The organism is Microbulbifer maximicatervae (SeqCode) (assembly GCF_056232625.1).
Window position 1 is genome coordinate 1,246,287 of sequence record NZ_CP174324.1, and the last position, 22,318, is coordinate 1,268,604.

23 protein-coding genes are annotated in these 22,318 nt (G+C 49.3%); 18 read left to right on the forward strand and 5 right to left on the reverse strand.

Features of this window, described 5'->3' with window-relative positions; all coding sequences use genetic code 11:
- The first annotated feature begins 19 nt into the window (after positions 1-19).
- Complete coding sequence (locus tag ACJJI6_RS05470; protein ID WP_445354217.1) at positions 20-391, forward strand: VanZ family protein; 372 nt, start codon at positions 20-22, stop codon at positions 389-391.
- A 9-nt stretch (positions 392-400) separates the two neighbouring features.
- Here ACJJI6_RS05470 and ACJJI6_RS05475 read toward each other — a convergent pair whose 3' ends face one another.
- Together ACJJI6_RS05475 and ACJJI6_RS05480 are read right to left on the reverse strand one after the other, a co-directional pair.
- The gene (locus tag ACJJI6_RS05475) at positions 401-2,833 is read right to left on the reverse strand and encodes an ATP-dependent DNA helicase (RefSeq protein WP_475712743.1); all 2,433 of its coding nucleotides are present in this window, start codon (positions 2,831-2,833) and stop codon (positions 401-403) included.
- A 2-nt stretch (positions 2,834-2,835) separates the two neighbouring features.
- Positions 2,836-4,497: a VRR-NUC domain-containing protein gene (locus ACJJI6_RS05480; protein ID WP_475712744.1), complete on the reverse strand. Its 1,662-nt coding sequence runs from the start codon at positions 4,495-4,497 to the stop codon at positions 2,836-2,838.
- A gap of 269 nt (positions 4,498-4,766) precedes the next feature.
- Here ACJJI6_RS05480 and ACJJI6_RS05485 point away from each other — a divergent pair, with 269 nt between their 5' ends.
- The gene (locus tag ACJJI6_RS05485) at positions 4,767-5,912 is read left to right on the forward strand and encodes a hypothetical protein (protein ID WP_475712745.1); all 1,146 of its coding nucleotides are present in this window, start codon (positions 4,767-4,769) and stop codon (positions 5,910-5,912) included.
- Between the two features lie 36 nt (positions 5,913-5,948).
- On the opposite strand, the gene ACJJI6_RS05490 is transcribed toward ACJJI6_RS05485, so the two are convergent.
- Entirely contained in the window at positions 5,949-6,380 is a 432-nt protein-coding gene (locus tag ACJJI6_RS05490) for a hypothetical protein (protein WP_475712746.1), read from the reverse strand.
- Positions 6,381-6,761: 381 nt separating this feature from the next.
- Between ACJJI6_RS05490 and ACJJI6_RS05495 the strand changes: the two genes are divergently transcribed.
- The 13 genes from ACJJI6_RS05495 (at position 6,762) to ACJJI6_RS05555 (ending at position 18,082) form a co-directional block, all read left to right on the forward strand.
- Positions 6,762-7,238 (forward strand): hypothetical protein, encoded by a 477-nt coding sequence (locus ACJJI6_RS05495; protein ID WP_475712747.1) that lies wholly within the window; start codon positions 6,762-6,764, stop codon positions 7,236-7,238.
- Between the two features lie 166 nt (positions 7,239-7,404).
- On the forward strand, positions 7,405-8,520 hold the full coding sequence (locus ACJJI6_RS05500) for a 4Fe-4S dicluster domain-containing protein (protein WP_475712748.1): 1,116 nt from the start codon (positions 7,405-7,407) through the stop codon (positions 8,518-8,520).
- Positions 8,517-9,005 carry a cyclic nucleotide-binding domain-containing protein gene (locus tag ACJJI6_RS05505; protein WP_282932825.1) on the forward strand — a complete coding sequence of 163 codons (489 nt, stop codon included), beginning with the start codon at positions 8,517-8,519 and terminating at the stop codon, positions 9,003-9,005. Before ACJJI6_RS05500 ends, ACJJI6_RS05505 begins: the two co-directional genes overlap by 4 nt.
- On the forward strand, positions 8,995-9,804 hold the full coding sequence (locus tag ACJJI6_RS05510; protein WP_475712749.1) for an FAD/NAD(P)-binding protein: 810 nt from the start codon (positions 8,995-8,997) through the stop codon (positions 9,802-9,804). The genes ACJJI6_RS05505 and ACJJI6_RS05510 overlap by 11 nt, the downstream gene beginning before the upstream one ends.
- Positions 9,780-10,598: an NADH-quinone oxidoreductase subunit B family protein gene (locus ACJJI6_RS05515; RefSeq protein ID WP_475712750.1), complete on the forward strand. Its 819-nt coding sequence runs from the start codon at positions 9,780-9,782 to the stop codon at positions 10,596-10,598. Before ACJJI6_RS05510 ends, ACJJI6_RS05515 begins: the two co-directional genes overlap by 25 nt.
- A 43-nt stretch (positions 10,599-10,641) precedes the next feature.
- Complete coding sequence (locus tag ACJJI6_RS05520; RefSeq protein WP_475712751.1) at positions 10,642-12,006, forward strand: Ni/Fe hydrogenase subunit alpha; 1,365 nt, start codon at positions 10,642-10,644, stop codon at positions 12,004-12,006.
- The gene (locus ACJJI6_RS05525) at positions 11,975-12,463 is read left to right on the forward strand and encodes a hydrogenase maturation protease (RefSeq protein WP_475712752.1); all 489 of its coding nucleotides are present in this window, start codon (positions 11,975-11,977) and stop codon (positions 12,461-12,463) included. Before ACJJI6_RS05520 ends, ACJJI6_RS05525 begins: the two co-directional genes overlap by 32 nt.
- Positions 12,426-12,698, forward strand: coding sequence for a hydrogenase/urease maturation nickel metallochaperone HypA (locus ACJJI6_RS05530; protein WP_282932830.1), 273 nt, complete (start codon positions 12,426-12,428; stop codon positions 12,696-12,698). Before ACJJI6_RS05525 ends, ACJJI6_RS05530 begins: the two co-directional genes overlap by 38 nt.
- Positions 12,688-15,003, forward strand: a complete 2,316-nt coding sequence (gene hypF, locus ACJJI6_RS05535; RefSeq protein WP_475712753.1) for a carbamoyltransferase HypF — start codon at positions 12,688-12,690, stop codon at positions 15,001-15,003. Before ACJJI6_RS05530 ends, hypF begins: the two co-directional genes overlap by 11 nt.
- On the forward strand, positions 14,958-15,227 hold the full coding sequence (locus tag ACJJI6_RS05540; RefSeq protein WP_444917168.1) for a HypC/HybG/HupF family hydrogenase formation chaperone: 270 nt from the start codon (positions 14,958-14,960) through the stop codon (positions 15,225-15,227). Before hypF ends, ACJJI6_RS05540 begins: the two co-directional genes overlap by 46 nt.
- Positions 15,228-15,238: 11 nt before the next feature.
- Positions 15,239-16,366, forward strand: coding sequence for a hydrogenase formation protein HypD (gene hypD / locus ACJJI6_RS05545; protein ID WP_475712754.1), 1,128 nt, complete (start codon positions 15,239-15,241; stop codon positions 16,364-16,366).
- Positions 16,332-17,369, forward strand: coding sequence for a hydrogenase expression/formation protein HypE (hypE, locus tag ACJJI6_RS05550; protein ID WP_475712755.1), 1,038 nt, complete (start codon positions 16,332-16,334; stop codon positions 17,367-17,369). Before hypD ends, hypE begins: the two co-directional genes overlap by 35 nt.
- 86 nt (positions 17,370-17,455) lie before the next feature.
- A complete protein-coding gene (locus tag ACJJI6_RS05555) occupies positions 17,456-18,082 on the forward strand; it encodes a LysE family translocator (RefSeq protein WP_475712756.1) in 627 nt (208 codons plus the stop codon).
- Between the two features lie 369 nt (positions 18,083-18,451).
- Here ACJJI6_RS05555 and ACJJI6_RS05560 read toward each other — a convergent pair whose 3' ends face one another.
- Complete coding sequence (locus ACJJI6_RS05560) at positions 18,452-18,976, reverse strand: hypothetical protein (protein ID WP_475712757.1); 525 nt, start codon at positions 18,974-18,976, stop codon at positions 18,452-18,454.
- A 247-nt stretch (positions 18,977-19,223) separates the two neighbouring features.
- Between ACJJI6_RS05560 and ACJJI6_RS05565 the strand changes: the two genes are divergently transcribed.
- Genes ACJJI6_RS05565 through ACJJI6_RS05575 form a run of 3 tightly spaced genes read left to right on the forward strand, consistent with a single transcriptional unit; the run spans position 19,224 to position 21,429 of the window.
- Positions 19,224-19,547: a hypothetical protein gene (locus ACJJI6_RS05565; protein ID WP_475712758.1), complete on the forward strand. Its 324-nt coding sequence runs from the start codon at positions 19,224-19,226 to the stop codon at positions 19,545-19,547.
- A gap of 4 nt (positions 19,548-19,551) precedes the next feature.
- Positions 19,552-19,824: a hypothetical protein gene (locus tag ACJJI6_RS05570; RefSeq protein WP_108733205.1), complete on the forward strand. Its 273-nt coding sequence runs from the start codon at positions 19,552-19,554 to the stop codon at positions 19,822-19,824.
- Positions 19,825-19,845: 21 nt separating this feature from the next.
- The gene (locus ACJJI6_RS05575; protein ID WP_475712759.1) at positions 19,846-21,429 is read left to right on the forward strand and encodes a PepSY-associated TM helix domain-containing protein; all 1,584 of its coding nucleotides are present in this window, start codon (positions 19,846-19,848) and stop codon (positions 21,427-21,429) included.
- Positions 21,430-21,680: 251 nt separating this feature from the next.
- Here the strand turns inward: ACJJI6_RS05575 and ACJJI6_RS05580 are convergent, their stop codons facing one another.
- Positions 21,681-22,250 (reverse strand): carboxymuconolactone decarboxylase family protein, encoded by a 570-nt coding sequence (locus ACJJI6_RS05580; RefSeq protein ID WP_475712760.1) that lies wholly within the window; start codon positions 22,248-22,250, stop codon positions 21,681-21,683.
- Positions 22,251-22,318 lie beyond the last annotated feature (68 nt).

Below are 22,318 nucleotides of genomic sequence, written 5' to 3' on the forward strand. Positions count from 1 at the left end.
GTATTCTTGCGTGGTTTAAATGATAATTCAACTTCCCTTAAGGCTCGTCTACAACTACTGGATTCTGCTAACAGTGGTGTTTTTGTGCATTATTACGAGCCTATCCCTGTTTCCACTTCCCGAAGTACCCAATATACCTGGCACCGACAAAACCAATCACTTAATTGCCTATAGTGCACTGATGTTCCCCGTCGCCCTACGCAGGCCTAGTTACTGGTGGCTAATAGGATTATTTTTTGTGCTGTGGAGCGGTGGCATCGAGTTACTTCAACCTTACGTGAATCGAACGGGTGAGTGGTTGGATTTCGCGGCCAATACGGCAGGGATATTGAGCGGCACGCTTATCGCTTGGGTGTTGGGGAAATTCGGGCTGAAGGAGTACAAATCCTAAAAACCTGGATTAGCTCAAGCTCCAGAACTGCTCTAAGTTACCGGTTAATTGATCGGTGTTACGACAAATCACCGGTTGCCAGTGCTCGGGAAAAAGCTGCCAATAAAAAGGTTCTGAAAAGCGGCTATCTACCAGAATGATCACTCCTTTATCAGATTCGGAACGTATAACCCGACCGGCAGTTTGCAGTACGCGAGTTATCCCTGGATAGCGGTAGGCGATGTCAAATCCATGGATGCCAGTGGTTTCCGCAGCATCGCGCTGTAGCTCCCGCTCAACATTAACTTGCGGGAGCCCAGTACCGACGATAATAGTGCCAACCAGCTTCTCCCCAACATAGTCAATGCCTTCACCAAAGATGCCCCCCATAATGGCAAACCCAAGGCTCTTGTTACCTTCGTTGAATCCAGACAAAAACTCAGCGCGCTCTGTCTCTCCCTGTCCCGGCAGCTGTTGTAACAAGGACACTTTCGGGAATCTCGCCTTAAAACTCTCAGCAACTTGCTCCAGGTAACGATAAGAGGGAAAAAATACCAGGTAATTTCCTGCTCGGCTGTAAAAGGTACGGGAAATAATGTCGACGAGGTTCTCTATTGAGCGGTCGCGGGCTTGGTAGCGCGTATCTATATATGGACACAGGAAGACACCCTGTTGCTGCGGCTGAAAAGGCGAGGGCAGTCTTAAGTAGGGCGACTCATGCCCTACACCCAGTTGACTATATATATAGCTAGCTGGGCGCAAAGTCGCAGAGAAGAGTAAAGCGGCCTGGCTATGCTGGTAGGATCGCTGTAAAAACTGTGCAGCATTTAAACACAGCAGCTTAATTTCCTGCTCCTGCCAGGGAGCATCCCGGTTAATCACCCGAGTGACGACTTTATGCTGATCGCAAAGCTCCTGTTCAATAACGGCGTAGCGATAGACAGACCTTAACCACTCCGCTATTTCCTCCGGGGGCGACTGAGAGCTCTCCATCAGTTGGCTGACCGTGGAGAGCACTTTTTGCACGGCTCGAGAAACTGATTCTGGATTCTCTGCTTCACCTGTTGCTGCAGTGACCCAAACTTCGCCCCCCTCAAAAGCACTGCGACTTTGAGCTACGCCAACTTCTCGCAATCGCTTGATCCAATTTTCAATTGCCCGAACCAGAGACTGGATACTTCTCCGCAGTGTCGGAGAATGCCCTTTGCAAGCATTAGCTGCACGGCGACTATCACGGCGGGATAACTTTGCACTGTACATTTCCTGGGCGCGGTCGATCAAATTATGAGCTTCATCGACTAACAGTGCGCGGCGATTGCGCTGATCCTGAAAACTGGTCAGGCGTACCAAAGGGTCAAACACGTAATTGAAATCACATACCACCAAGTCTACCCAAGGCAATATTTGAAGGGAGAGTTCAAAGGGACAGATTTGCTGCTGATCCGCCACATCAGCAATCTCTTTGGGAGTTAACTGGGGCCGGCCGAGCAGGGCATCCATTGCAACTGGAAGTCGATCATAAAACCCTTTTGTTCTCGGACAGATGCCGTCATCATCACGGGTACAAAGCCCCAGGTTACAGGCACAGGTTTTTTCCCTTGCTTGAATTTCAAGTAAAGATAACTGCAAACCACTCGCCTGAAGTGCCTCAATGGTTTCCCGCACCATTTGCCGACCGGAATTCTTTGCTGTCAGGTAAACCAGCTGATCCAGCTTTTCCTCGCCAATTGCCTTTATGGCTGGGAATAGGGTGCTGATTGTCTTGCCGGTTCCCGTGGGTGCTTCAGCCACCAGCTCACCACCGTCCCGGAAATACCGGTAGGCTTCCACTGCCAGTTGGCGCTGGCCGGGGCGGTATTGTGGAAAAGGGAAAGCGAGCTGTTTCGCCGTATCAGTAAGCTGTTGCCGATGTTCCTGCCAAGCCCTGTGCCAACACAAATATTTTGTGAGAGCCTCAAGAGTGAAGGCCTTTAACTCACTAAAGCGGTACTCTATGCACTCTGGATAGGCCTTGCGCTCCTTGAGGTTATACCAGACAACTTGCAGGGCAACTGTATCTGTATCACCTGTAGCGTCTTCATTTACCAAGTAGCAATAGCCGTAAATTTTTAGCTGGGCCCAATGCAATTCCTTGGTGGCTTCGGGCAACTTCGATGGGGGTAAATAAGTGGTCTTAATTTCATCCAGCTGAGCCGGTTTATGCAAATCACTTTTCGGGTGAAAAATGTCAACCCGGCCGCTCAAAGTAACCTGCTGTTCCATCCAATCTATTTGGGTCTTGAGCTTGTACTCTGCCTCAGCGCCTTTGGGCCGCTGATTTTGTAGCTTCTGATGAGCCCGAATCCCTTCCTGGGCAGAGGGCCCAGAAGTTGGCTCCCGAATCAAATCCCCGCTGCGGCAGGAAAAAGCGACTAGCTCTCCCACAGAGAGATTCAAAGTCTCAGCCGACTCTAAGCTATCCAAAGCTAGCGCCACTCCACATGAATTACCCGATGAGGGATCGCCTCTTCAGCAAAAAACGCCAGCCAGCGTTCTTGGTTTTTTTGTAAGCGATCCCCAGGACCTTTAACCTCCACGAGTTCATAGTGACCGGAGGGAGCAAAGAAAATGAGATCCGGCAGACCATTTCTGTTCTGTGTGATATCGCTGAGCATACGAGCAAAAATTGAACGCCAATGACTTAGTGGGATTCTATCCAGCGCCTCCTCAAGTAGTTCTGTAGACAAAACCTCCCAAGCAACCAAAGGGTTGGCAATACCTTGTTTCTCAGCAAAGGTAGCGAGGACACGGGACTTCAAAGACTCATGCTCTATTTCAGCCAATCGCTGGGTGAATAGCGCTTGACGGGAATAGTAAAAATCCGCGGTGCGAAAATCAGCTGGGGCTACCTGGAAGGGATTGAAAAAAGCACCAGGCACAGGTGCAAATAGTATGTCCCATATATAGAGGCCCAACACACCGGTGAATAGGGTGTTCTCTACATAAAAACACTCACCACCACTAGAACCTTCAAGGTGCTCTGCCACCAGTAGCTCAACACAGATTTCCCCCTGCGCCAAACTTATCACTTCAGTGGGGGCTTGGATTTTATGAGGTGCCTGCCAGTTGTTGAGGCCTCCACTTCGTTTGGCTGTGCGGTAACCAAAGCTAAGAGCAAACTCTGTTTCTGCCTGGTCCATAGGGGAGGCTATTATTTCCTCGCATATTTCCAATGCTAGAGTGTCGTACCCTTGCTTTACGGCAATGCGTGCGCGGCGCTCACGGGCGGGAGGGGTTTTACAAAGTTGATATAGTGCATCGGCCTGCTCAAGAGCATTGAGCCGCTCAAGCTGCCGTGCCAACTTAAGACGTATTCTGTCCAGCCGACGAGCCAGGGTTGAGTCACCATCAATACCTTCTGGCAGTTGAGCAGATAAGGCTATTATGGCTTCTGCATCTTCCAGTAATGGCTCTTCTAACAGCTCCAAGCATTGATAGTAAAGCAGATACTGATCAATTTGTGCTCGGCTTTTAAAGGGGAGATTTTGCTTATCCAGCGGATAGGACTCATAGCGATAAAGCCCAAGATCCCGCAATACATAGTCGGTAAGATCCTGATTCAAGTTGCCAAAGTAACACAGTTTGAAAGTCTGGAAATGCTCAGCACCCTGGACGGCTAGTACCCGGTGCTGAGAAAGCAACTTCACAAACCAGTCACTCAAACTGGACTCTTCGAGCAATAGTTGCTCAAGGGAAGGGCGACTTAGCGACTTGGGTATATCCGGGGGAGCTGCCGCAAACAATTCAGCTTTGGTAAATAGTGGTAGATATTCTTGTGACGTTAACACTGGGTTATAGCAAAGTAATCCAGCATGATCCAAAGTAGCTGCGGCACTTTCAATGCTCTCTATCTCACCGTAGCTAAGCTTCTCCAGGCGGAAAAGGGCCCCATTAGAGGAGGGCACTCCTTTGCGAGATAGCAAGCGTACATAAAGACGCTGACTATAAATATCCAACTCTTGGAAGGTTTTGAAAAACTCTTGCTCAGATGTGCTAAGAAGCGAGGAATAACGTTGGCTAACAAATTCAATCAACGCTTTGAAATTGTCCAGGTAGTAGCCAGTTGGCAATTCTATCGGTTGGGTCATGGCACAAGCGCTAGTTTTTCGATCTATCTATCGTCGATACCGCACACCAGTTCCTTATGACGTGATATGCAAACAATGAGGCAGAGGTTACTCTAGAGCTGTATGGTTATACAGCAAGTTAGCCCGGTGAACAAACAACAATCCCAAGCTTTCTTCTTAGTTATTCAGCCATTTTTTCCTATGGCAACTCCCTTGATGCTCATCCAGGCTTGCAGTCGAGGCTTATAAGCGGTCGCCCCATAAGATTTAACCAATAAGGGATCACCTCTATGAAAGTGACAAATTCTGTGACTGCTGCCACGCTATTTGCCGCCAGCGTATCTGCTCTAGCTGATAATAATGTCACCCTGGTATTCCAGGAAGGTACTGGCAATAGTGCAACTTCTGATCAGTCCGATGGTACTGTGCACAACAACTTGATTGTTCAGACCCAAATCGGCGATTTCAATGACTCGGATGCATCCCAAACTACGAGCACTTCTGAAAGCACTATTGAATTGGTGCAGACGGGAAATTTGAATCAGGCCTCAGCAGTGCAACAGAATGCAACGCAGCTTACTACTTCCTCCCTAACCCAGAGTGGCAGTAATAATACAGCGACCTTGCTGCAGGATGATGCTCAATTCAGCTCCTTCACCGGCATGCAATCTGGAGACTTAAACGACATCCAAGTCCTGCAGCAGGAAGATGTTACTTCCACCACACTTGTTGCATCTCAACAGGGAATGTCTAACACATTGGTTTTAGATCAGCGTATAAGGGTGGATAGCACTAGCGCCATGTTCACCCAAGTTGGTGACTCCAACTTCGCCAATATAGATCAGGATAGAGATGTAACCTTTACCTTTGCCATGGCCAGCCAGACTGGCTCTTCCAACTTTTTAGATATCGAACAGGATGAAGTCACGACGACGAGCACTGCAATAATAACGCAGATAGGTAATTCAAATACCGGAAGAATAGAACAGGAAACTGATGTTTCAGCTGCTACTGGGATAGTCACCCAGATTGGTGACAATAACATTGCAAATGTGGATCAGGAGAATATTACCTCAAGCAGCGGTGAGGTAATGCAAACCGGCTCTTCTAATACGGTAAATCTTGATCAAGGGAACGAAAATATTGCCGCTATTGAACTTATTTCCTGTACCACTCTAGTAATCCAAGATGGCTCAGCCAATACAGCACAAATAGATCAGGGGCAGGACGGGTCTTTGCTCACTAGTTCACTGGTGCTCAATCAGTTTGGTGATTCTAATTCTTCCCAGATTAATCAACATAGCGGTATTAGTAGCAGCATTCTGGTGACGCAAAACGGTGTTTCCAATACTCAAACAACTTTGCAGGTTGGCAGTGGTGAAATCGCATTAACCACGCAAACTGGCACAGGTAATGTTGGCAATACCTTCCAATAAAACACTTACTGAAAGTGGTTAAGGCTAGCGTAGATATTATTTAAAATATCGCATCACCTTTTGATATCGGTACACTGCGTACCAAGTAAAGAATATCACTGAAATCCAAATCATAGTAATGATTTGGATTTCCAGTACTGACATATTGAATTCACCTATGACGGAGAAAAATTCAAACACGTCAGTGCAGATTAAAATGGGCAAATAGATACGCCAAGCATTTGAGAAGGCAATCCTTTTCGAGAAAGCCAATCCAAACAAAGCAACAAAAAATACAATATAAACTAGCAGGCTAAAAATCATCCACCAAATAGGGAGGTCCCACTCATCGGCGTTGAAACCAAGATATTGGGAGTAGACTTCCAGCGGGGCAAGAATAAAAAGGAGTACCTTCCAACCAGCACTGGGTTTGTAGTGTGGAATAGAGTCTGTAAGGGGGCTATCTGGTGTCTGATACATATCCTGCATCTCGAAACGTCCTTATTATTTACCACTATTCCGGATAGGCACTAATTGCCAACCCGAAAGTTACCTCTCGCCATTCCCTGAGCTAAATTGAGATGATCATTACTTACTAGCTAGGCTCTGTGACTATCAAAATTTGAACAGCGAGGATATTGTCTGCAGCTTCAAAGTCAATACTTGACTCAAGTGTTTGTCGATAATGTGAGGCAGCTCATCGCATACGTGTGACAATATAACCTGCTTTCTTGCAGTTCAAACAAGGTGAAGTCATGATGTCAATCGAATGCCAATGGCCAAGCGATAAACGGCAAACTACTTCTACATTCTGGCTGCAGTAATAGCCGACAAGAATTGCTTATAAGTGCACTAATCCATAGGATTGAAGTGGCCGACAGTTTTAAATTTCAAAGGCCAATTAAAGGGCAGAGCGTGCAAAATCCTTATCAAGCACCTGAGAGCGAACTCGACAATCGCCCCCCCGTCTATAGCCCTAGCGTAGGCTGGAAAATTGTCTTTTTTATCCTTCTACCACTGGAGCTGTATTCCCAATATACGGTTTTGACCGATGGCACCACAGGCATCCCCTTTTGGTGGCTGGTAATCAGCTTGATTGTTTCCTCCCTTTTCTACGTCGTACTGTTTGGATTAGCGTTTGCCAAAAGAATAGGGTTCGAACAACTTTGGATCTTTTTTATTCCAGTGATTGTGCTTATCGATATTTTTGAATTTTCTTTACTCGCCATCAACTTAAACAAACTCGGAGCAGGCGTAGCCCTTGTGATGGCAAGTACTGCGCCAATCATCGTGCTTAGATGGTATGTCGTATATAAGTATCAGAAGGTTATGAAATACTTTGCCTAAAGGGTGCACCCCACCTCAATAAGGATTCAGAGCTATGGCTTTTCTCTAAACTTTATTCTTAGCATTTTGGCACTTTTGTCTTAGTGCAATTAGCCAGTACAGACCTAAAAATCAGTAGGTCACCAACTACTGCTCTTTCGGAGCCGGCTCTCGGCTATTCGTGGAAATGCTTAAACTGGCAGCGAATGACCTGGATCGTTTGATTCAGACAATTCGCAGTGAAGGTTACCAGCTCTTTGGCCCGATACTGCATAACGGGGCTATAACCTATGGTGAGATTGAAACTCCCACAGATCTACCCCAAGGATGGACGGATCAGCAAGAGGCGGGGCAATACCGGGTGGAGCTCCGCAATGACAAGGCTTATTTTGGCTACGCCGTTGGACCCCATTCCTGGAAGCAGTTTCTTCAGCTGCCCCAGCGCCAGCTCTGGAGCGCTAGCCGCTCTGGAGAAGATGTTCAGATTCTGGAAATTGAAGAGCCTCCGGTCAAGTTAGCGTTTCTCGGTGTTCGCAGTTGCGAACTACACGCCATTGCTATCCAGGACCGTGTCCTCGCACAGGGGGATTACGCCAACAGCAGCTATAAGGCACGTCGAGCACAGCTGTTCACTATCGCTGTGGAGTGCACAACAGCAGCAAATACCTGCTTCTGTACCTCAATGAACACAGGCCCGCAGGTGCAACTGCCCAGTGATCTGGTAATCACCGAAGTTCTGACCTCCGATGCCCACTTCTTCCTCATACGCAGCGGAAGCCCTCAAGGCGACAGAGTGTTAAAGCAATTACCCACTGTTGACGCATCAGAAACGGAGAAACAAGAGGGGCAAGCTGCCGTTCAGCAAGCCGAAAATCAAGTGAGTAACGGTCGCCGCAGCTTTGACAGCTCTGACCTGAAGACACTGCTTTATCGCAATTATGACAACCCAAACTGGGATAAAGTCGCGGAGCGCTGCCTCTCCTGCGCCAATTGCACTATGGCTTGCCCCACGTGCTTCTGCTCAACCGTTGAGGACACAACAGATTTAACCGGAAATGAAGCACAGCGCTGGGAGCGTTGGGATTCCTGCTTTACGGCTGAGATTAGCTATTTGTCTGGCGGCCCAGTTAGGGCGGATACCCGCAGCCGCTATCGGCAGTGGATGACTCACAAACTGGCCACTTGGTATGACCAATTTGACAGCTCTGGCTGTGTCGGCTGTGGACGTTGTATTACCTGGTGTCCAGTAGGCATCGATATCACGGAAGAGATACAGAATATTCGCGCCCAGGAACAAAAATGAAAGTTGTCACCACCTTACTCAAGGAGCACCCTTTCTTTACCGGGCTGGCAGACAAGGACCTGGCATTCCTCTCCGGGTGTACAAGCAATAGTCACTATAAAGAAGGCGAATACCTTGCCAGGGAAAACACTCCGGCTAACCATTTCTTCTTAATTCGATCTGGACGTGTCGCCGTAGAAACCTTTGTCCCCAACTATGGGCCCCTTTGCCTGATGACACTGCATGGTGGAGATATATTCGGCTGGTCCTGGCTGTATCCTCCCTACTTGAGTGCTTTCGATGCCCGGGCCCTGACCTCAGTTCGCAGCCTTAAACTCGGCGGGCAGTGCCTCCGAGATAAGTGCGAAAAAGAACCGAGACTCGGTTTCGAATTGATGAAACGGTTTACCAAAGTTGCTACAGAACGACTGCAGGCAGCACGAATACAGTTGTTGGACCTTTACGGGCCACATCCGTCACAGGGAATCCCTCGCTGTGATCCCTGAATTATGGCGTGTTACCCATCGGCGCGAAGAATTTCCTGGCACTGTCACTCTATCCCTGATGCGAGTAGCTGGGACCCCATCACCCATTCAGCCCGGGCAATTCAATATGCTTTATGCCTTTGGTGCCGGGGAGGCTGCTATCTCCTTAAGTGGCCCCAGTACGTCATCCGCTGACCCACTTACCCATACGATTAAAGGCCAGGGACTTGCTACCCAAGCGCTTTGCAAGCTGGAAGTTGGAACGCAACTGGGCATCCGGGGACCATTCGGGCAGGGGTGGCCAACTCACTTGGCGGAAAATCGCCCCTTAGTGATTATCGCCGGCGGACTCGGGCTAGCGCCTTTGCGTCCCCTGATCTACAGCTTTCTTAAGGGGCACTTGCCGGCCAGAAGCCTACAAGTTCTCTATGGGGCTCGTCGCCCCGAAGAAATGCTCTACCAGCCAGAGCTTGGTCACTGGCGCAGCTCATTTGAACTGGTGACATCTGTGGACCACGCCAGCACAGACTGGAACGGGCATATTGGTGTGATTACCGACCCTCTGCGTGTCACTCATTTGGAGTGCAATGATGCTTTAGTGTTTGTGTGTGGACCGGAGATCATGATGCGCTTTTGCATACAGGTTCTTCTCCATAAAGGTGTGGATGAATCCAATATCTATCTATCCATGGAGCGCAACATGAAGTGTGCCATTGGAATCTGCGGCCACTGCCAGTGGGGACCTAACTTTGTTTGTAAAGATGGCCCTGTCTTTTGCTACCGGGATATTCGCTCATGGTTTCAAATCAACAGCCTATAGCGAGTAGTGATCCTCCCCCCAAACTTGCAGTCTGGAAGTTCACCTCCTGTGATGGCTGCCAACTGAGCCTGTTGGATTGTGAGGATGAGCTTCTCTCTTTGGCAGCCCAGGTAGATATCGCCTATTTCCTGGAGGCTTCCAGTGAGGTGAAAGAGGGTCCTTTTGATATCTCTATCGTCGAAGGCTCCATTACCACGCCAGCAGATGAAGAGAGAATCCTAGAGGTCAGACGTCAGTCCCGCTTTCTAATCAGTATTGGCGCCTGTGCAACAGCTGGAGGGATTCAGGCACTTCGCAACTTTGCCGATGTGCAGGAGTTCACCGATGTGGTCTATGCCCACCCGGAATATATCGCCACTCTCAAGGAATCCACACCAATATCAGGGAGGGTACCAGTAGATTTTGAATTACAGGGGTGTCCGATCAACAAGCATCAATTGCTTGAAGTAATCAGTGCATTCCTGCACCGGCGAGCCCCCCAGGTTGCCAATCACTCGGTGTGTATTGACTGTAAATTGCGCGGCAATGTTTGCATCTGGGTTGCCCATGGCACCCCTTGTATGGGGCCTGTTACACACGCGGGATGTGGCGCTATTTGCCCCAGTTACAACCGCGGTTGCTACGCTTGCTACGGTCCCAAGGAAAATCCCAACACCGAATCACTTTGCCACTGGTGGGATGAAAAACTAAATGTAGAAAATACTTTAATTATTGAAAACCTTAGAAATTTCAATCCACTAGCGCATTCTTTTAAAGTGCAAATTGAAGATAGACAAGAAGACGGGAAGCGTTAATTTCCCCAAACATTGGTGATAAATCTGCCTCCAGGTGAGCTTTATGGCGGATCGCAGCAAAACGATTAAGGTAGATTATCTCGCTCGGGTCGAAGGGGAGGGAGCCCTCCATATCGACTACGACGATAGCGGCGTACAAAATGTACAGCTCAAGATTTTTGAGCCCCCAAGGTTCTTCGAAGCCCTTCTCAGAGGGCGCGATTACTTGGAAGCCCCAGATATCACCGCGCGCATATGTGGGATCTGCCCGGTTGCCTACCAGATGAGTGCTGTGCATGCCATGGAGAATGCCCTGAACCTAAAGCCCGGCGGCGCTTTGCGTATGCTTCGTCGATTGCTTTACTGCGGTGAATGGATCGAGAGCCATATGCTGCATATCAGCATGCTCCATGCACCAGATTTCCTCGGCTACCCCAATGCAGTCGCAATGGCTAAGGATCATCCAGAGATTGTTAAGAACGCGCTGGAGATTAAAAAGGCGGGCAATGCCCTGGTTCGCCTTATTGGTGGGAGGGAAGTACACCCGATTAATGTGAGGGTAGGGGGTTTCTACAAGGTTCCGGAAGCTCGTGAACTCACAGCCTTGGTAGCGCAGCTGGAAATGGCTCGGGATCTCACCGAGCGACTGGTGCGCTGGTCCGCGGCTTTGCCTTTCCCCAGCTACGAATGGCGAAGGGATAATCACTACGAATTTGTCGCTCTAACGCACCCGTCAGAATACCCAATGAACGAGGGCAGGATCACCTCCAGTGCGGGACTCAATATTAGCGCCCAAGACTATGAGAACCACTTTGAAGAAGAGCACGTCGCTCATAGCACCGCGCTGCACTGTACTTTACGGGAGCGGGGTGCCTATCTGGTGGGCCCCATCGCACGCTACAACCTTAATCGCGACAAGCTGTCGCCTCGAGCATTGCAATTAGCGGAGGAGATCAACTTTAGTGCCCCCTGTTTAAATCCCTTCCAAAGCATCCTCGTTAGGAGCCTGGAGGTACTACATGCCTTTGAAGAAGCTCTGCATATTATTGATAGATACCAACCCCCAGCCGAGCCTCATTTAAAGACCGAGCCGAGAACCGCAAGCGGCTGTGCAGCCACCGAAGCACCCCGTGGGCTTCTGTATCATCGCTATGACATTGATGAGAAAGGCAAGATTACGACGGCAAAAATTGTCGCTCCCACCTCACAAAACCAGAAGACCATCGAAGATGACCTCCGCTTGATGTTGCCGAGCTTTATGCACTTTCCTGAGGATAAATTACAGGGGCTATGTGAACGGGCGATAAGGAATTACGACCCCTGCATTTCCTGCTCCACTCACTTCCTACAGCTACATTTGAATTATGGACAAGCGCAAAGTAAGCAATCCATGGTTAATGGTAAGCCTGGGGAACCCCCTGCGCGGTGATGATGGAGTAGGGCCACATATCATCGCTCGACTTCGCCAAAAACTTGGAGGGGCGGTGGAATACCTCGAAAGCGGCGGCGATATTTTACATTTGCTCACGCAATGGAAAGGTCGATGGGTTTGCCTTGTAGACGCCATGATAAGCGATCAGCACCCTATCGGGGAGGTTGTCACCATTGATGGGCTTGAGAGTGCTCTTGCTCCATCGATGTGCAATACATCAAGCCATGGATTTGGGCTGACCGAAGCGCTGACCATGGGAAAGCACATTAATTCGCTGCCGGCACATCTGGATGTTTTTGCGATCAACTCAGAAAGTCTGGCAAAAGGGCAAGGGTTATCGCCCAAAGTGGCCAGTGCAGCCCATCGAGCAGAGCAAATGATTATCGCGCACCTAACGCTATACAGCGGAGACCACTATGCACGAACAGAATCTCATCAAAAACCTGATCGATAAAATCCAGGAACTGGCCTCTGATGAACCCGGCAGGCCGATCGGCGTTCGCTTACGCTTGGGTGCCCTGGCGCATATGTCTGCAGCGCATCTGAGGGAGCATTTTGACAGGGAGATACTCGGGACTTCTCTCGAGGGGATTAAGCTGGAAATTGATGAGCTTAAGGATATTAATCACAAGGAAGCCCAGGATGTAATCCTGGAGAGCTTAAAGTTTGAGGAGACTGATGGCCACTGAACGCCGCCGGATTGAAATCGCCGGATTGGTGCAGGGAGTAGGATTCCGGCCCTTTATCTATCGCCTGGCCGATAGCTTTCAATTGAAAGGCTGGGTGGCCAACTATAGCGGCGGCCTGAGAATTGAAGTCCAGGGCAAAAGCCGGGAAATCGAAAAGTTTATCGATAAGTTATCTTCAGAGAAACCTCCCTACAGTCGCATCACTCACATTGAATCCTATCCGGTGGCTCTTCAGGCAGAATACGGTTTTCGAATCTTACCCAGTGTCCGTGATGCCAGTAGTTCAACCATCGTTTTACCAGACCTGGCTCCCTGTGATGATTGCCTCAGGGAATTGTCAGACCCTAACAATCGCCGCTATGACTACCCGTTTATCAGCTGTACTCTTTGCGGCCCCCGCTACAGCATCATTTACAAACTGCCCTACGATCGTGTCAACACCTCCATGCACCACTTCCCTTTGTGCGGAAAATGCTCGGGGGAGTACCGGGACCCCCTCAATCGACGCTTTCACGCGGAACCCAATGCCTGCCCACAGTGCGGTCCTCAATTACTTTTCTCTAATACTGCCGGCGTTACAATTGCGAAGAAGAGTCGGGCACTATCCAAAGCCCTTGATGCCCTTGCCCAGGGGAAAATTATTGCCCTTAAAGGGGTAGGCGGCTTTCAACTGTTAGCCGACGCCTCCAATGGTAAGGCGCTCGCCAACTTGCGCCAGCGCAAACAACGTCCGCATAAGCCGTTCGCGCTTCTATATGACGAGCTGAAAAGTGTCTGCCAGGATTGCTGCGTCTCGGAGCAAGAGGCGCAGCTACTATCAACCCGAGAAAGACCGATTGTTCTATTGGAAGCGAAGGATGACAGTCACTCCAGGATACATCCGCTGGTCGCTCCAAATCTTGCCGACTTGGGGGTGATGCTGCCTGCATCACCTTTACATTACTTGCTCGCGCAAAAGTATCGAGCCCCTCTTGTCGCTACTAGCGGTAATCTCGCAGAAGAGCCTATTTGTACAGAAAATGATGAGGCGTTTGAGCGCTTGGGTAAAATCGCTGACTATTTCCTGGTTCACAATCGCCGAATTTTGCGCCCACTGGATGACTCTGTACTCAGGGTGGTCAATAACCGTCCGCTGATGTTGCGTCGAGCCCGGGGCTACGCGCCACTTCCCATTACCTTGCCTAGACCAGGCCAAAAGGGCGAAAGTGAACGAGAAAGCTTCCTGGCCCTGGGCGCGGACCTGAAAAACACAGTTGCACTGTCTCACGCCGGGTGGGCATATCCCAGCCAACATATTGGCGACTTAGGAAGTGCCAATACCCTGAAGCACTTCAACCAAACTATTGGCGACCTCACCAAACTACAGCAGTGCCGCCCGAAAAAATTAATCCACGACCTCCATCCAGGCTATACCTCTCACCGCTGGGCTATGAAGCAAAGAGCTGTGCGTATTGGCGTTCAGCACCATATTGCCCATCTATTCTCCTGCATGGCAGAACACGCTCACTCAGGGCCTGCACTGGGAATCTGCTGGGATGGAACTGGTTACGACCGCAGTGGCATTGTTCGCGGTGGAGAATTCTTTCACTGGAATGGACAATCTCCTGTCAAACACATCGCAAGTTTTCGCACATTCCCGCTGCCAGGCGGTGAAAAGGCCGTACGGGAGCCCAGACGCTCTGCGGCTGGACTTCTGTATGAAATCTCTGGGTTTGTCGCCCTGGAGAATCGACAATTAAAGCGCTGCTTCACCCGCGGCGAGCGTCAAAACCTGGTCACCATGTTAAAAGGTGAGATTAACAGTCCACCGTGTAGCTCTGTCGGCCGCCTTTTCGATGCGGTATCCGCACTCCTGGGACTGACTACGCATACCAGCTTTGAAGGGCAGGCAGCCATGGCTCTAGAACAGTGTGCCCGTGGCGTCAGCTCTAAAGACAGCTACCCCTTTAGCCTTGTTCAAAAAGGGGACCTGCTGGAACTGGATTGGACACCCTGTATTAGTGCTTTGATCTACGATGAAAACCGATCACTGCCACAAAGGGCCGCTGCATTTCACAACACCCTCGCGCAGATGGCGCTGGCAGTAGCAACGCAACAAGGTGAAAAGAATATCTTTCTGTCCGGCGGTGTATTCCAGAACAAGCGGCTTACCGAAACCGTCACTGCGCTTCTGGAAAGCCAGGGCTTTTCCGTTCACAGCCACAGCGAGGTCCCCCCAAATGATGGCGGAATATCGCTGGGCCAGATCCACTACGCACAATGTATGGATGCTGCTGGGCAATCATTGGGAGAGGAGAGTTCCTAGTGTGCCTGGGAGTTCCCGGAAGAATCGAATTAATAGAGCAAGAATCAGCCATGGAGCGCACTGGAAAAGTTTCCTTCGGCGGTATCAGTAAAGCTGTAAATTTATCACTGGTACCCGAGGCTGAAGTAGGAGACTACGTGATCGTTCATGCTGGAGTCGCGATCAGCAAGTTGAGAGCAAAAGAAGCAAATAAGGTTTTCGAGTACCTCAAAACATTGGGTTGAGTCAGCCTGTAATGAAATACCTCAAGGAATACCGCAACGGCGAGAGCATCAAGCTAATTGCGGCAGAGATTCAGAAAGTCACTACTCGCCCATGGACTCTAATGGAGATCTGTGGAGGGCAAACCCATGCCATCGCAAAATACAACTTGCAGCAATTACTGCCCGAGGAGACTCAATTAGTACACGGACCCGGTTGCCCGGTTTGTGTCACACCTCAGGAAATCATCGATAGAGCTATTGCGATTGCTGCAATGCCCAATGTTATCTTCTGCTCCTTTGGCGATATGTTACGAGTCCCCGGTTCATATCGAGATTTACTAGAGGTCAAAGCTGCCGGAGGCGATGTCCGTATTGTCTACTCGCCGCTGCAAGCGCTCAATGTGGCAGAGCAGAACCCCACCAAGCAGGTCATATTCTTTGCGGTGGGTTTTGAAACGACTGCTACCGCCAATGCCCTGGCGCTGTCCCTCGCCAAGCAAAAGCAAATCGACAACTTTTACGCATTGATATCCCAGTTTTTGGTTACACCGGCGATTCAATCGATATGTGCCCGTGAAGACTGCCGAATTCAAGGTTTCCTAGCTGCCGGCCACGTTTGTGCAATAACCGGATATCGGCAATACCGCAGCTTGGTGAAAAAGCACCAGATTCCAATAGTGATCACAGGCTTTGAACCCCTGGATATTCTTGAAGGCGTACTCCGGTGTGTCCGTCAATTAGAGAGTGGTCGCAGTGAAGTAGAAAACCAATATCAGCGCGCGGTTACTAAAACAGGTAATACCGTTGCCCAAGACTTGATTAAACAGGTTTTTAAAGTAGCAACACAACAGTGGCGCGGCATAGGTGAGATTCCTGCTAGCGGTCTGGTATTGAGCGATGATTACTCAGGATTTAATGCAGAACAAACATTCAATCTGCCAGCATTGAGCATTTCTGAAAACAGGGGCTGTATCAGTGGGGATATTATGCTGGGGCTAAAGAAGCCCGGGGATTGCCCTCACTTCGCTAAGACCTGCCAACCCCAGCAACCGCTGGGGGCGCCAATGGTTTCCACTGAAGGCGCTTGCGCGGCCTACTATCGATACCAGAACCAGGTGGAATCGAATGAATCTGCAGTGTCCAATTCCACCAACCGCTGACGAGGTCGTACGCCTCGGCCATGGCAGCGGTGGGGAGATGACCCAACGCTTGATCGATCAATATATTCAACCTGTCTTCTCTAACCCCTGGCTATCCCAGGCCCATGACAGTGCAACACTTCCATGGAAACCGGATCAGCTCGTATTTACCACCGACTCCTTTGTAATCTCACCGCTTTTCTTTCCCGGAGGAAACATCGGTGAGCTCGCCGTTTATGGCACCGTCAACGATTTAGCCATGGCCGGCGCGGAACCCAAGTTTTTAAGCTGCGGCTTGATTCTCGAAGAGGGGTTGCCCCTGGATACTCTCCAACGTGTTCTGATCTCGATGGCTGAGGCTGCCCGGAACTCAGGAATTACCTTAGTCACCGGCGATACCAAAGTGGTAGAGAAAGGGAAGGGGGATGGGCTCTATATCAATACCAGCGGTATCGGTACCCTGATAAGAGAACAACCCATTGATCCCAACCGTATTTGCCAAGGTGACTCTATTATCCTGTCCGGCGATCTCGGCCGCCATGGCATAGCAGTGATGGCCATCCGAGAGGGACTCGAGTTTGAAAGTGATCTCCTCAGCGATTGTGCGCCACTGAATGGTGTAGTTGCACAAATGATCAATGCCGGAATTGAAGTTCATTGTCTGCGAGATCTCACACGAGGTGGGCTAGCCACCGCATTGGTGGAGCTAGCGGAAAACTGCGGACGGACCTTTGTCTTGGAGGAGAGCAAGATACCTGTTTGTGATGCTGTGCAAGGCGCTTGTGAGCTACTGGGGCTAGACCCACTCTATGTAGCGAATGAGGGGCGTTTTGTGTCTTTTGTCCCTGAAGCAGGTGTTAAGATGGCACTTTCCATTCTTCGAAAAGCAACAGCAGATAGCAGCTTTGCGGTTATTGGTACTGTTGGGGGAGGAGGTAGCTCCCAGGTTATTTTGAAAAACAATTTGGGATGTGATCGGTTATTGCAGCGTTTACCTGGGGAGCAGTTGCCAAGGATTTGCTAGCCAGAAGCCTCAAAAGCACAATTTACGTACAGTTTTTGAGCATATAGAATCACTGCATAAAAGCTCTAACAATCACTGAGTACCTCATGACAATCTCTACATCCTTAGCTCTGTTCATTTCAATGCTAGTTCTAGCACTGATACCTGGGCCGGGAGTATTAGCTGTTGTTTCCCGGTCAGTGACACTCGGCTTGCGCCAGGGGTTAATTACAGTAATGGGAATTGTTGTAGGTGATTATTTCTTTATTTTGTTAGCTCTGCTTGGCTTAGCAACGCTAGCCGAAACCTTGGGGAGCTTATTCATAGTTATTAAATATGCTGGAGCAGCCTATCTTATCTGGCTGGGAGTGAATATCTTTCTCTCAGCAAAGAAAAGACAAGTCGACCAAAACCAAATAGCAACAAGCCACTCCCATAGCAGCTTTTCAAGTTTTCTACTGGGCTTAGTCACCACGCTGGGTAACCCGAAAGCCATTCTTTTCTACGTAAGCTTCTTTCCAGCCTTCCTCGATCTAACTCGTGTTGCTTCTTTGGACATTGCAATTATATTTGCAATTGCAACGCTAGCCGTAGGCAGTGTGATGGCCGGTTATGCGTACCTTGCCTGCAAGGCACGGTCAACAATCAGTCAATCAGGAAAGACCCCGGCTCTAAAATACGGCTCTGGGGCTTTGCTTATAGGAAGTGGAGTTTTTATTGCGGCAAAAAGTTAGTGCCTACACAAGGTGCAGAAGTAATAGACCTAAGGAGCCTCTGAGTAACTCCGTAATGCCTCTGCGGGTCTTGAAGGCTGCAGATGTTAGGCGCAGCTCGCCGCGAATGGCCGTAGCCCTTTGCAAGAGCTGCAACGCAGCAGCTGTGGCCTTCAAGGCCCGCCCTTCGGGGCTTGCAGAGCGATTCACACTCCGCGTTGCGACTTCTTGAAAGGTCTAGACATTCCTGCGAAGCCGCGCCTTGATTGTGAACCGCTCTGCATGCCAGAGGTATCACGGAGTTACTCAGAGGCTCCCTAATTACTGCTCTCTGTTAGTTAGTCTAAGGAGGACGACCGTTTTACTTAACTCCAAAGCTACTCACTCATATCAGCCTGCTAATGCTACTTTCAGTGCCTTCCTGATTATTTTTGCATCATCCAGCACTCGATGAACTGTGAATTTGTCAGAGTCCTCCAGCTTTTCGCGCTCATTAATGAATGCTCTTAGGTGATTTTCAGAGCCGCCAATTAGCTCCTGAATATCCCTGAGTTCACACTCCTGATGAATACCGGTATTAGAAAAAAGGGCATTGCACCAAAAACTGCCCCAGTGCAGGGCATCACAATAGACAATCTGACCTGAAAGAATCCTGTTTAGGCTATAAGCCACTGTAGTTGGATCTATACCCTCGGATTCCAGCTTTGATCGGGAAATGTTATGTATTGATTCGGCACCATCGGACCAATAAGACCAGTGTGGCACTGGTTTTATTAGCGCCTGGTATTCTACTGTTTCAGAGCAGAGGCCAACTTCTATAGGGTAACTCTGCTTGGATAAGCCACTGGATTCGAAGTCAATAATCCACATGATAAGAAAGATAAGATATGGAAGAAAGGTAACAGAACTTAGCACCTCTTCCTCGCTACCTTCCAGTCTGTCTGCATTTTCAAGCCAATTGAATAAACATATATCTTAAGATAGACTGCAACTGATAATGATTATTATTTGTAACTTAAATTTAAACCCAGTAGATCGCTAAATACAAATCTTCCCAGTATTGAAGGCAATATTTGCAACTACGAAACTCCATTTCTGTAAAGAATAAGCGCAATGTTCAAAAAATCCGCGACCTCTAAGCAAAGAAGGCTGGAAAACTTCAATGTCTAACCTGGTGGCTTTCCTACTTACTTATTTGGCTGTACTACTTATTTTTGTAACCAGACATAAAGATCTACAGCTCAGTAGTTTTAAGCGCTTACAAAGAATTGCCTGGTGGGTGCTTCCGGTGAGTTCAATTCCTTATGGATTCCTATATGGTTGGGAGGTAGGGATACCCACCTGGCTTTGTGTCGCAATGTTCTGCGCTTTATTACAAGCACTGCTCGCCCCAATCAAACCTAATTGGCTGCTTCGCCATTTTCCACTGTCAGTAGTGGGCTTGTTGGTATTAGAGCAGGCTCTTCTTCTTCTAACTATCGGATAACTCTATGGCTGCCTCAATAAAAATCAGTTGGCAACAGGTCGCCCTGACCATTGTGCTGAGCATTATCTTGATGTTTTCCAGCACGGTGATGTTGTCGATTTACTGGCCGTCCGCCGAGCCAACAGAACGGATGGCAGCTGGATCTATGTTATCGACACTTTTATGGGTCGGGTATATGAGTATGGGGTTACTCGCCGCCTCCACTTGGCGCGCAGCGGCATACCTATTATCCCTGTTGCTGGTCATGCTCGGACTAAGCGCTCTTTCTTTTTTATAATTTTCGGTCTAGCCAACTTAAATGCAACAGCGTAGCAATATCCTTTTTTACGAAATTCACTCCTGGATTGGGGTGTTATTTTCTATTCTGCTATTCATAATTTCCTTTTCCGGCGTGGTCGCACTATTTGGCCACGAGCTGACCCAATGGGAACGCCCCGAGCATCGTATTGCCTTCGATGCTGAAGCGCCTGTGGATGTAGATCAACTGGTCGCTCCGGTGCTCGCTGAGGCAAATATCGGTGAGGACAGCTTTTTTATGATCTCAATGCCAGACTACTACCATCCTATGCTGGAAGTGCTCTGGACTGATGCTGAAAGCGAGGAAACCGAGGTACGCCATATAAACCCCAATACCGGTGAAGTGCTGCCGCCCAGCGGCTCTGATTTCGCTGAGCTATTGACGTATATGCACACTGATCTACTGTTTCCCAGGCCTTTTGGACGCTACCTGGTTGGACTGATGGGCTTGGTGATGCTGCTCTCCATATTAAGTGGCATCATCATTCACAAGAAAATCTTTAAAGAGATGTTTAAATTCCGTGTGGATCGCAGCAGGCGGCTCAAATGGACAGACCTGCACAAAGTATTAGGGGTCTGGCCGCTACCGTTCCATATAGTGATTGCTTTTACCGGCGCAATACTTGGCCTGAATGGCATTATGATCCAGGTTGCTGCATTTTCTGCTTTTGAAGGTAATGTGGAAGCTGCAGTCGCCTCGGTAGTGGGGGAACATCCTGAGATAACTGGCGAGCCTTTGCTGTCCAATAGCTATAACCAAATGCTGCTGCGCTACCAGGACCAAGTGCCTAATGCGAAACCCAAAGCCATTTATGTGGAGGCCTACGGGGATCGCAATCAGGTTGTCCAAGTCTCGGGCCAAACAAACGAGGCGCTGGTGCGCTTTGTTGATGTCAAATACCGCAGTGAAGATGGCGAAGTAGTTAACATCAATAACCCAGTGCAGGACTCAGGTCCGTTTATGCGGGTGTATTTTTCACTGACTCCACTTCACTACGCACTCTACGGTGGCTTCCTGATAAAAGCCCTGTACTTTGTGTTGGGATTGGCATTGTGTTTGATGATGGTAACGGGCACCGTTATCTGGCAGGTTCGCAAGGCACAGAGGCAAAAGCTCCCCTCTGGTGATATTAATACCCGAGGTTCCGGCTGGTTCCTCAGTTTGCTCACGGTAGGGGTTTGTGCCGGTTTGGTTGTCGCCACCGCGGCCACTTTCTATGCCAATAAGCTGTTACCTCCCGGTGGTGGTGGCGATCAGCGCTTTCACTGGATTGAAATGGTGTATCTCTCTGTATGGGGAGTGGCCATAGCCTGGGCGATGTTGCGCCGCCAGATAAAACCTGCATTAGCAGATCTCTCACTTTGTGCAGGTTTGCTACTGTGCGGCATCCCGCTGCTGAATGCGCTGGTAACTGGGAGTGGTCTGCTGGTCCCCTGGAAGTCCATCACTTTGCCAGTAGTTTTCACTGACCTGGGCGCCCTGGTAATGGGTGTCATTTGCCTCTATTCGAGCAGATATATCTATAGGCAGGTATCCCAGTCAAAGCAGTCTGCAGATATACCCCAAGCTGTTGCCGCCCAATAACGGGCTATTTCCTACGAGATGGCGAATGCCATCTCGTAAACTCTATAGAATCTGTACAGCACTGGAATAGGGCGCTGCAACCTATCCCAACTACACACTTTACCTTCCATTCAATTACTCTCGAAGAGAGTGGTATTTGCTTTCAAGCATTCAGAGGACGCTACTTTTTTCACAACTTACATATGGGATGAGTGTGTCGTTGGGCTGGATAAACCCAGAACATTCTTGCCCCTCCCGAACCGAGATGTTCCCTAATTCCCGTCACCAGGTATGGAAATATCAAAACCATTTAAAATGGCAGAGACCTGATGATAGCCAGCCACGAGAAAGACCAGTTCGGCGGCACCCTCGTTACCAAAAGCACTCACGGCCATCTCCCAAGTAGCCTTTGGCAGGCGGCCTCCAGCTGCAAGTGATGCGGCGACATCATAAGCAGCGGCTTCCTCAAAAGTTAGGTCTATTGGGCGCTGGCCCGCTGCGATAGTGGCGATTTTGCTCCTTGCCAACTCACTTTTCTCACCAATAACCGTATGGGAGTAAAGCTCATAACCCGCTTTAAAATGAGCTGCGGTGATTAGAATCGCAACCTCCCGAGCAGCCTTAGGAAGCGTGGGTTTGTCTGCAATAGCCTTGATATTGTCCCACCAGGGCTTTCCAAACCTGGGATATTGCAGTGCTGGTGCCCAGGGCCCCAGTAAAGCGCCATCCTTGCGCTTCTTGATGAAACCTGTGAAATACCCCTTCATCTCATTACTCATATCTTCGTAAAGAGGTTTCTGTTCTTCGCTGAGTTCTTCTGGTGGGATGGCAGGGATACGCAACTGACACCTCTCTTGTCCAATTGGCGATTCAGATTTATCACACACAAAGATTCTAGCCCGACAGAACG

Excerpts from the sequence above, each read along its gene's own strand:
- ACJJI6_RS05530 (WP_282932830.1), top strand. The coding sequence starts at position 12,426 with ATGCACGAACAGAATCTCATCAAAAACCTGATCGATAAAATCCAGGAA.
- ACJJI6_RS05565 (WP_475712758.1), top strand. The coding sequence starts at position 19,224 with ATGTCTAACCTGGTGGCTTTCCTACTTACTTATTTGGCTGTACTACTT.
- ACJJI6_RS05555 (WP_475712756.1), top strand. The coding sequence starts at position 17,456 with ATGACAATCTCTACATCCTTAGCTCTGTTCATTTCAATGCTAGTTCTA.
- ACJJI6_RS05575 (WP_475712759.1), top strand. The coding sequence starts at position 19,846 with ATGCAACAGCGTAGCAATATCCTTTTTTACGAAATTCACTCCTGGATT.
- ACJJI6_RS05480 (WP_475712744.1), bottom strand. The coding sequence starts at position 4,497 with ATGACCCAACCGATAGAATTGCCAACTGGCTACTACCTGGACAATTTC.
- hypF (WP_475712753.1), top strand. The coding sequence starts at position 12,688 with ATGGCCACTGAACGCCGCCGGATTGAAATCGCCGGATTGGTGCAGGGA.
- ACJJI6_RS05520 (WP_475712751.1), top strand. The coding sequence starts at position 10,642 with ATGGCGGATCGCAGCAAAACGATTAAGGTAGATTATCTCGCTCGGGTC.
- hypD (WP_475712754.1), top strand. The coding sequence starts at position 15,239 with ATGAAATACCTCAAGGAATACCGCAACGGCGAGAGCATCAAGCTAATT.
- ACJJI6_RS05490 (WP_475712746.1), bottom strand. The coding sequence starts at position 6,380 with ATGCAGGATATGTATCAGACACCAGATAGCCCCCTTACAGACTCTATT.
- ACJJI6_RS05570 (WP_108733205.1), top strand. The coding sequence starts at position 19,552 with ATGGCTGCCTCAATAAAAATCAGTTGGCAACAGGTCGCCCTGACCATT.
- ACJJI6_RS05470 (WP_445354217.1), top strand. The coding sequence starts at position 20 with ATGATAATTCAACTTCCCTTAAGGCTCGTCTACAACTACTGGATTCTG.
- ACJJI6_RS05505 (WP_282932825.1), top strand. The coding sequence starts at position 8,517 with ATGAAAGTTGTCACCACCTTACTCAAGGAGCACCCTTTCTTTACCGGG.
- hypE (WP_475712755.1), top strand. The coding sequence starts at position 16,332 with ATGAATCTGCAGTGTCCAATTCCACCAACCGCTGACGAGGTCGTACGC.
- ACJJI6_RS05485 (WP_475712745.1), top strand. The coding sequence starts at position 4,767 with ATGAAAGTGACAAATTCTGTGACTGCTGCCACGCTATTTGCCGCCAGC.
- ACJJI6_RS05500 (WP_475712748.1), top strand. The coding sequence starts at position 7,405 with ATGCTTAAACTGGCAGCGAATGACCTGGATCGTTTGATTCAGACAATT.
- ACJJI6_RS05540 (WP_444917168.1), top strand. The coding sequence starts at position 14,958 with ATGTATGGATGCTGCTGGGCAATCATTGGGAGAGGAGAGTTCCTAGTG.
- ACJJI6_RS05525 (WP_475712752.1), top strand. The coding sequence starts at position 11,975 with ATGGTAAGCCTGGGGAACCCCCTGCGCGGTGATGATGGAGTAGGGCCA.
- ACJJI6_RS05515 (WP_475712750.1), top strand. The coding sequence starts at position 9,780 with ATGGTTTCAAATCAACAGCCTATAGCGAGTAGTGATCCTCCCCCCAAA.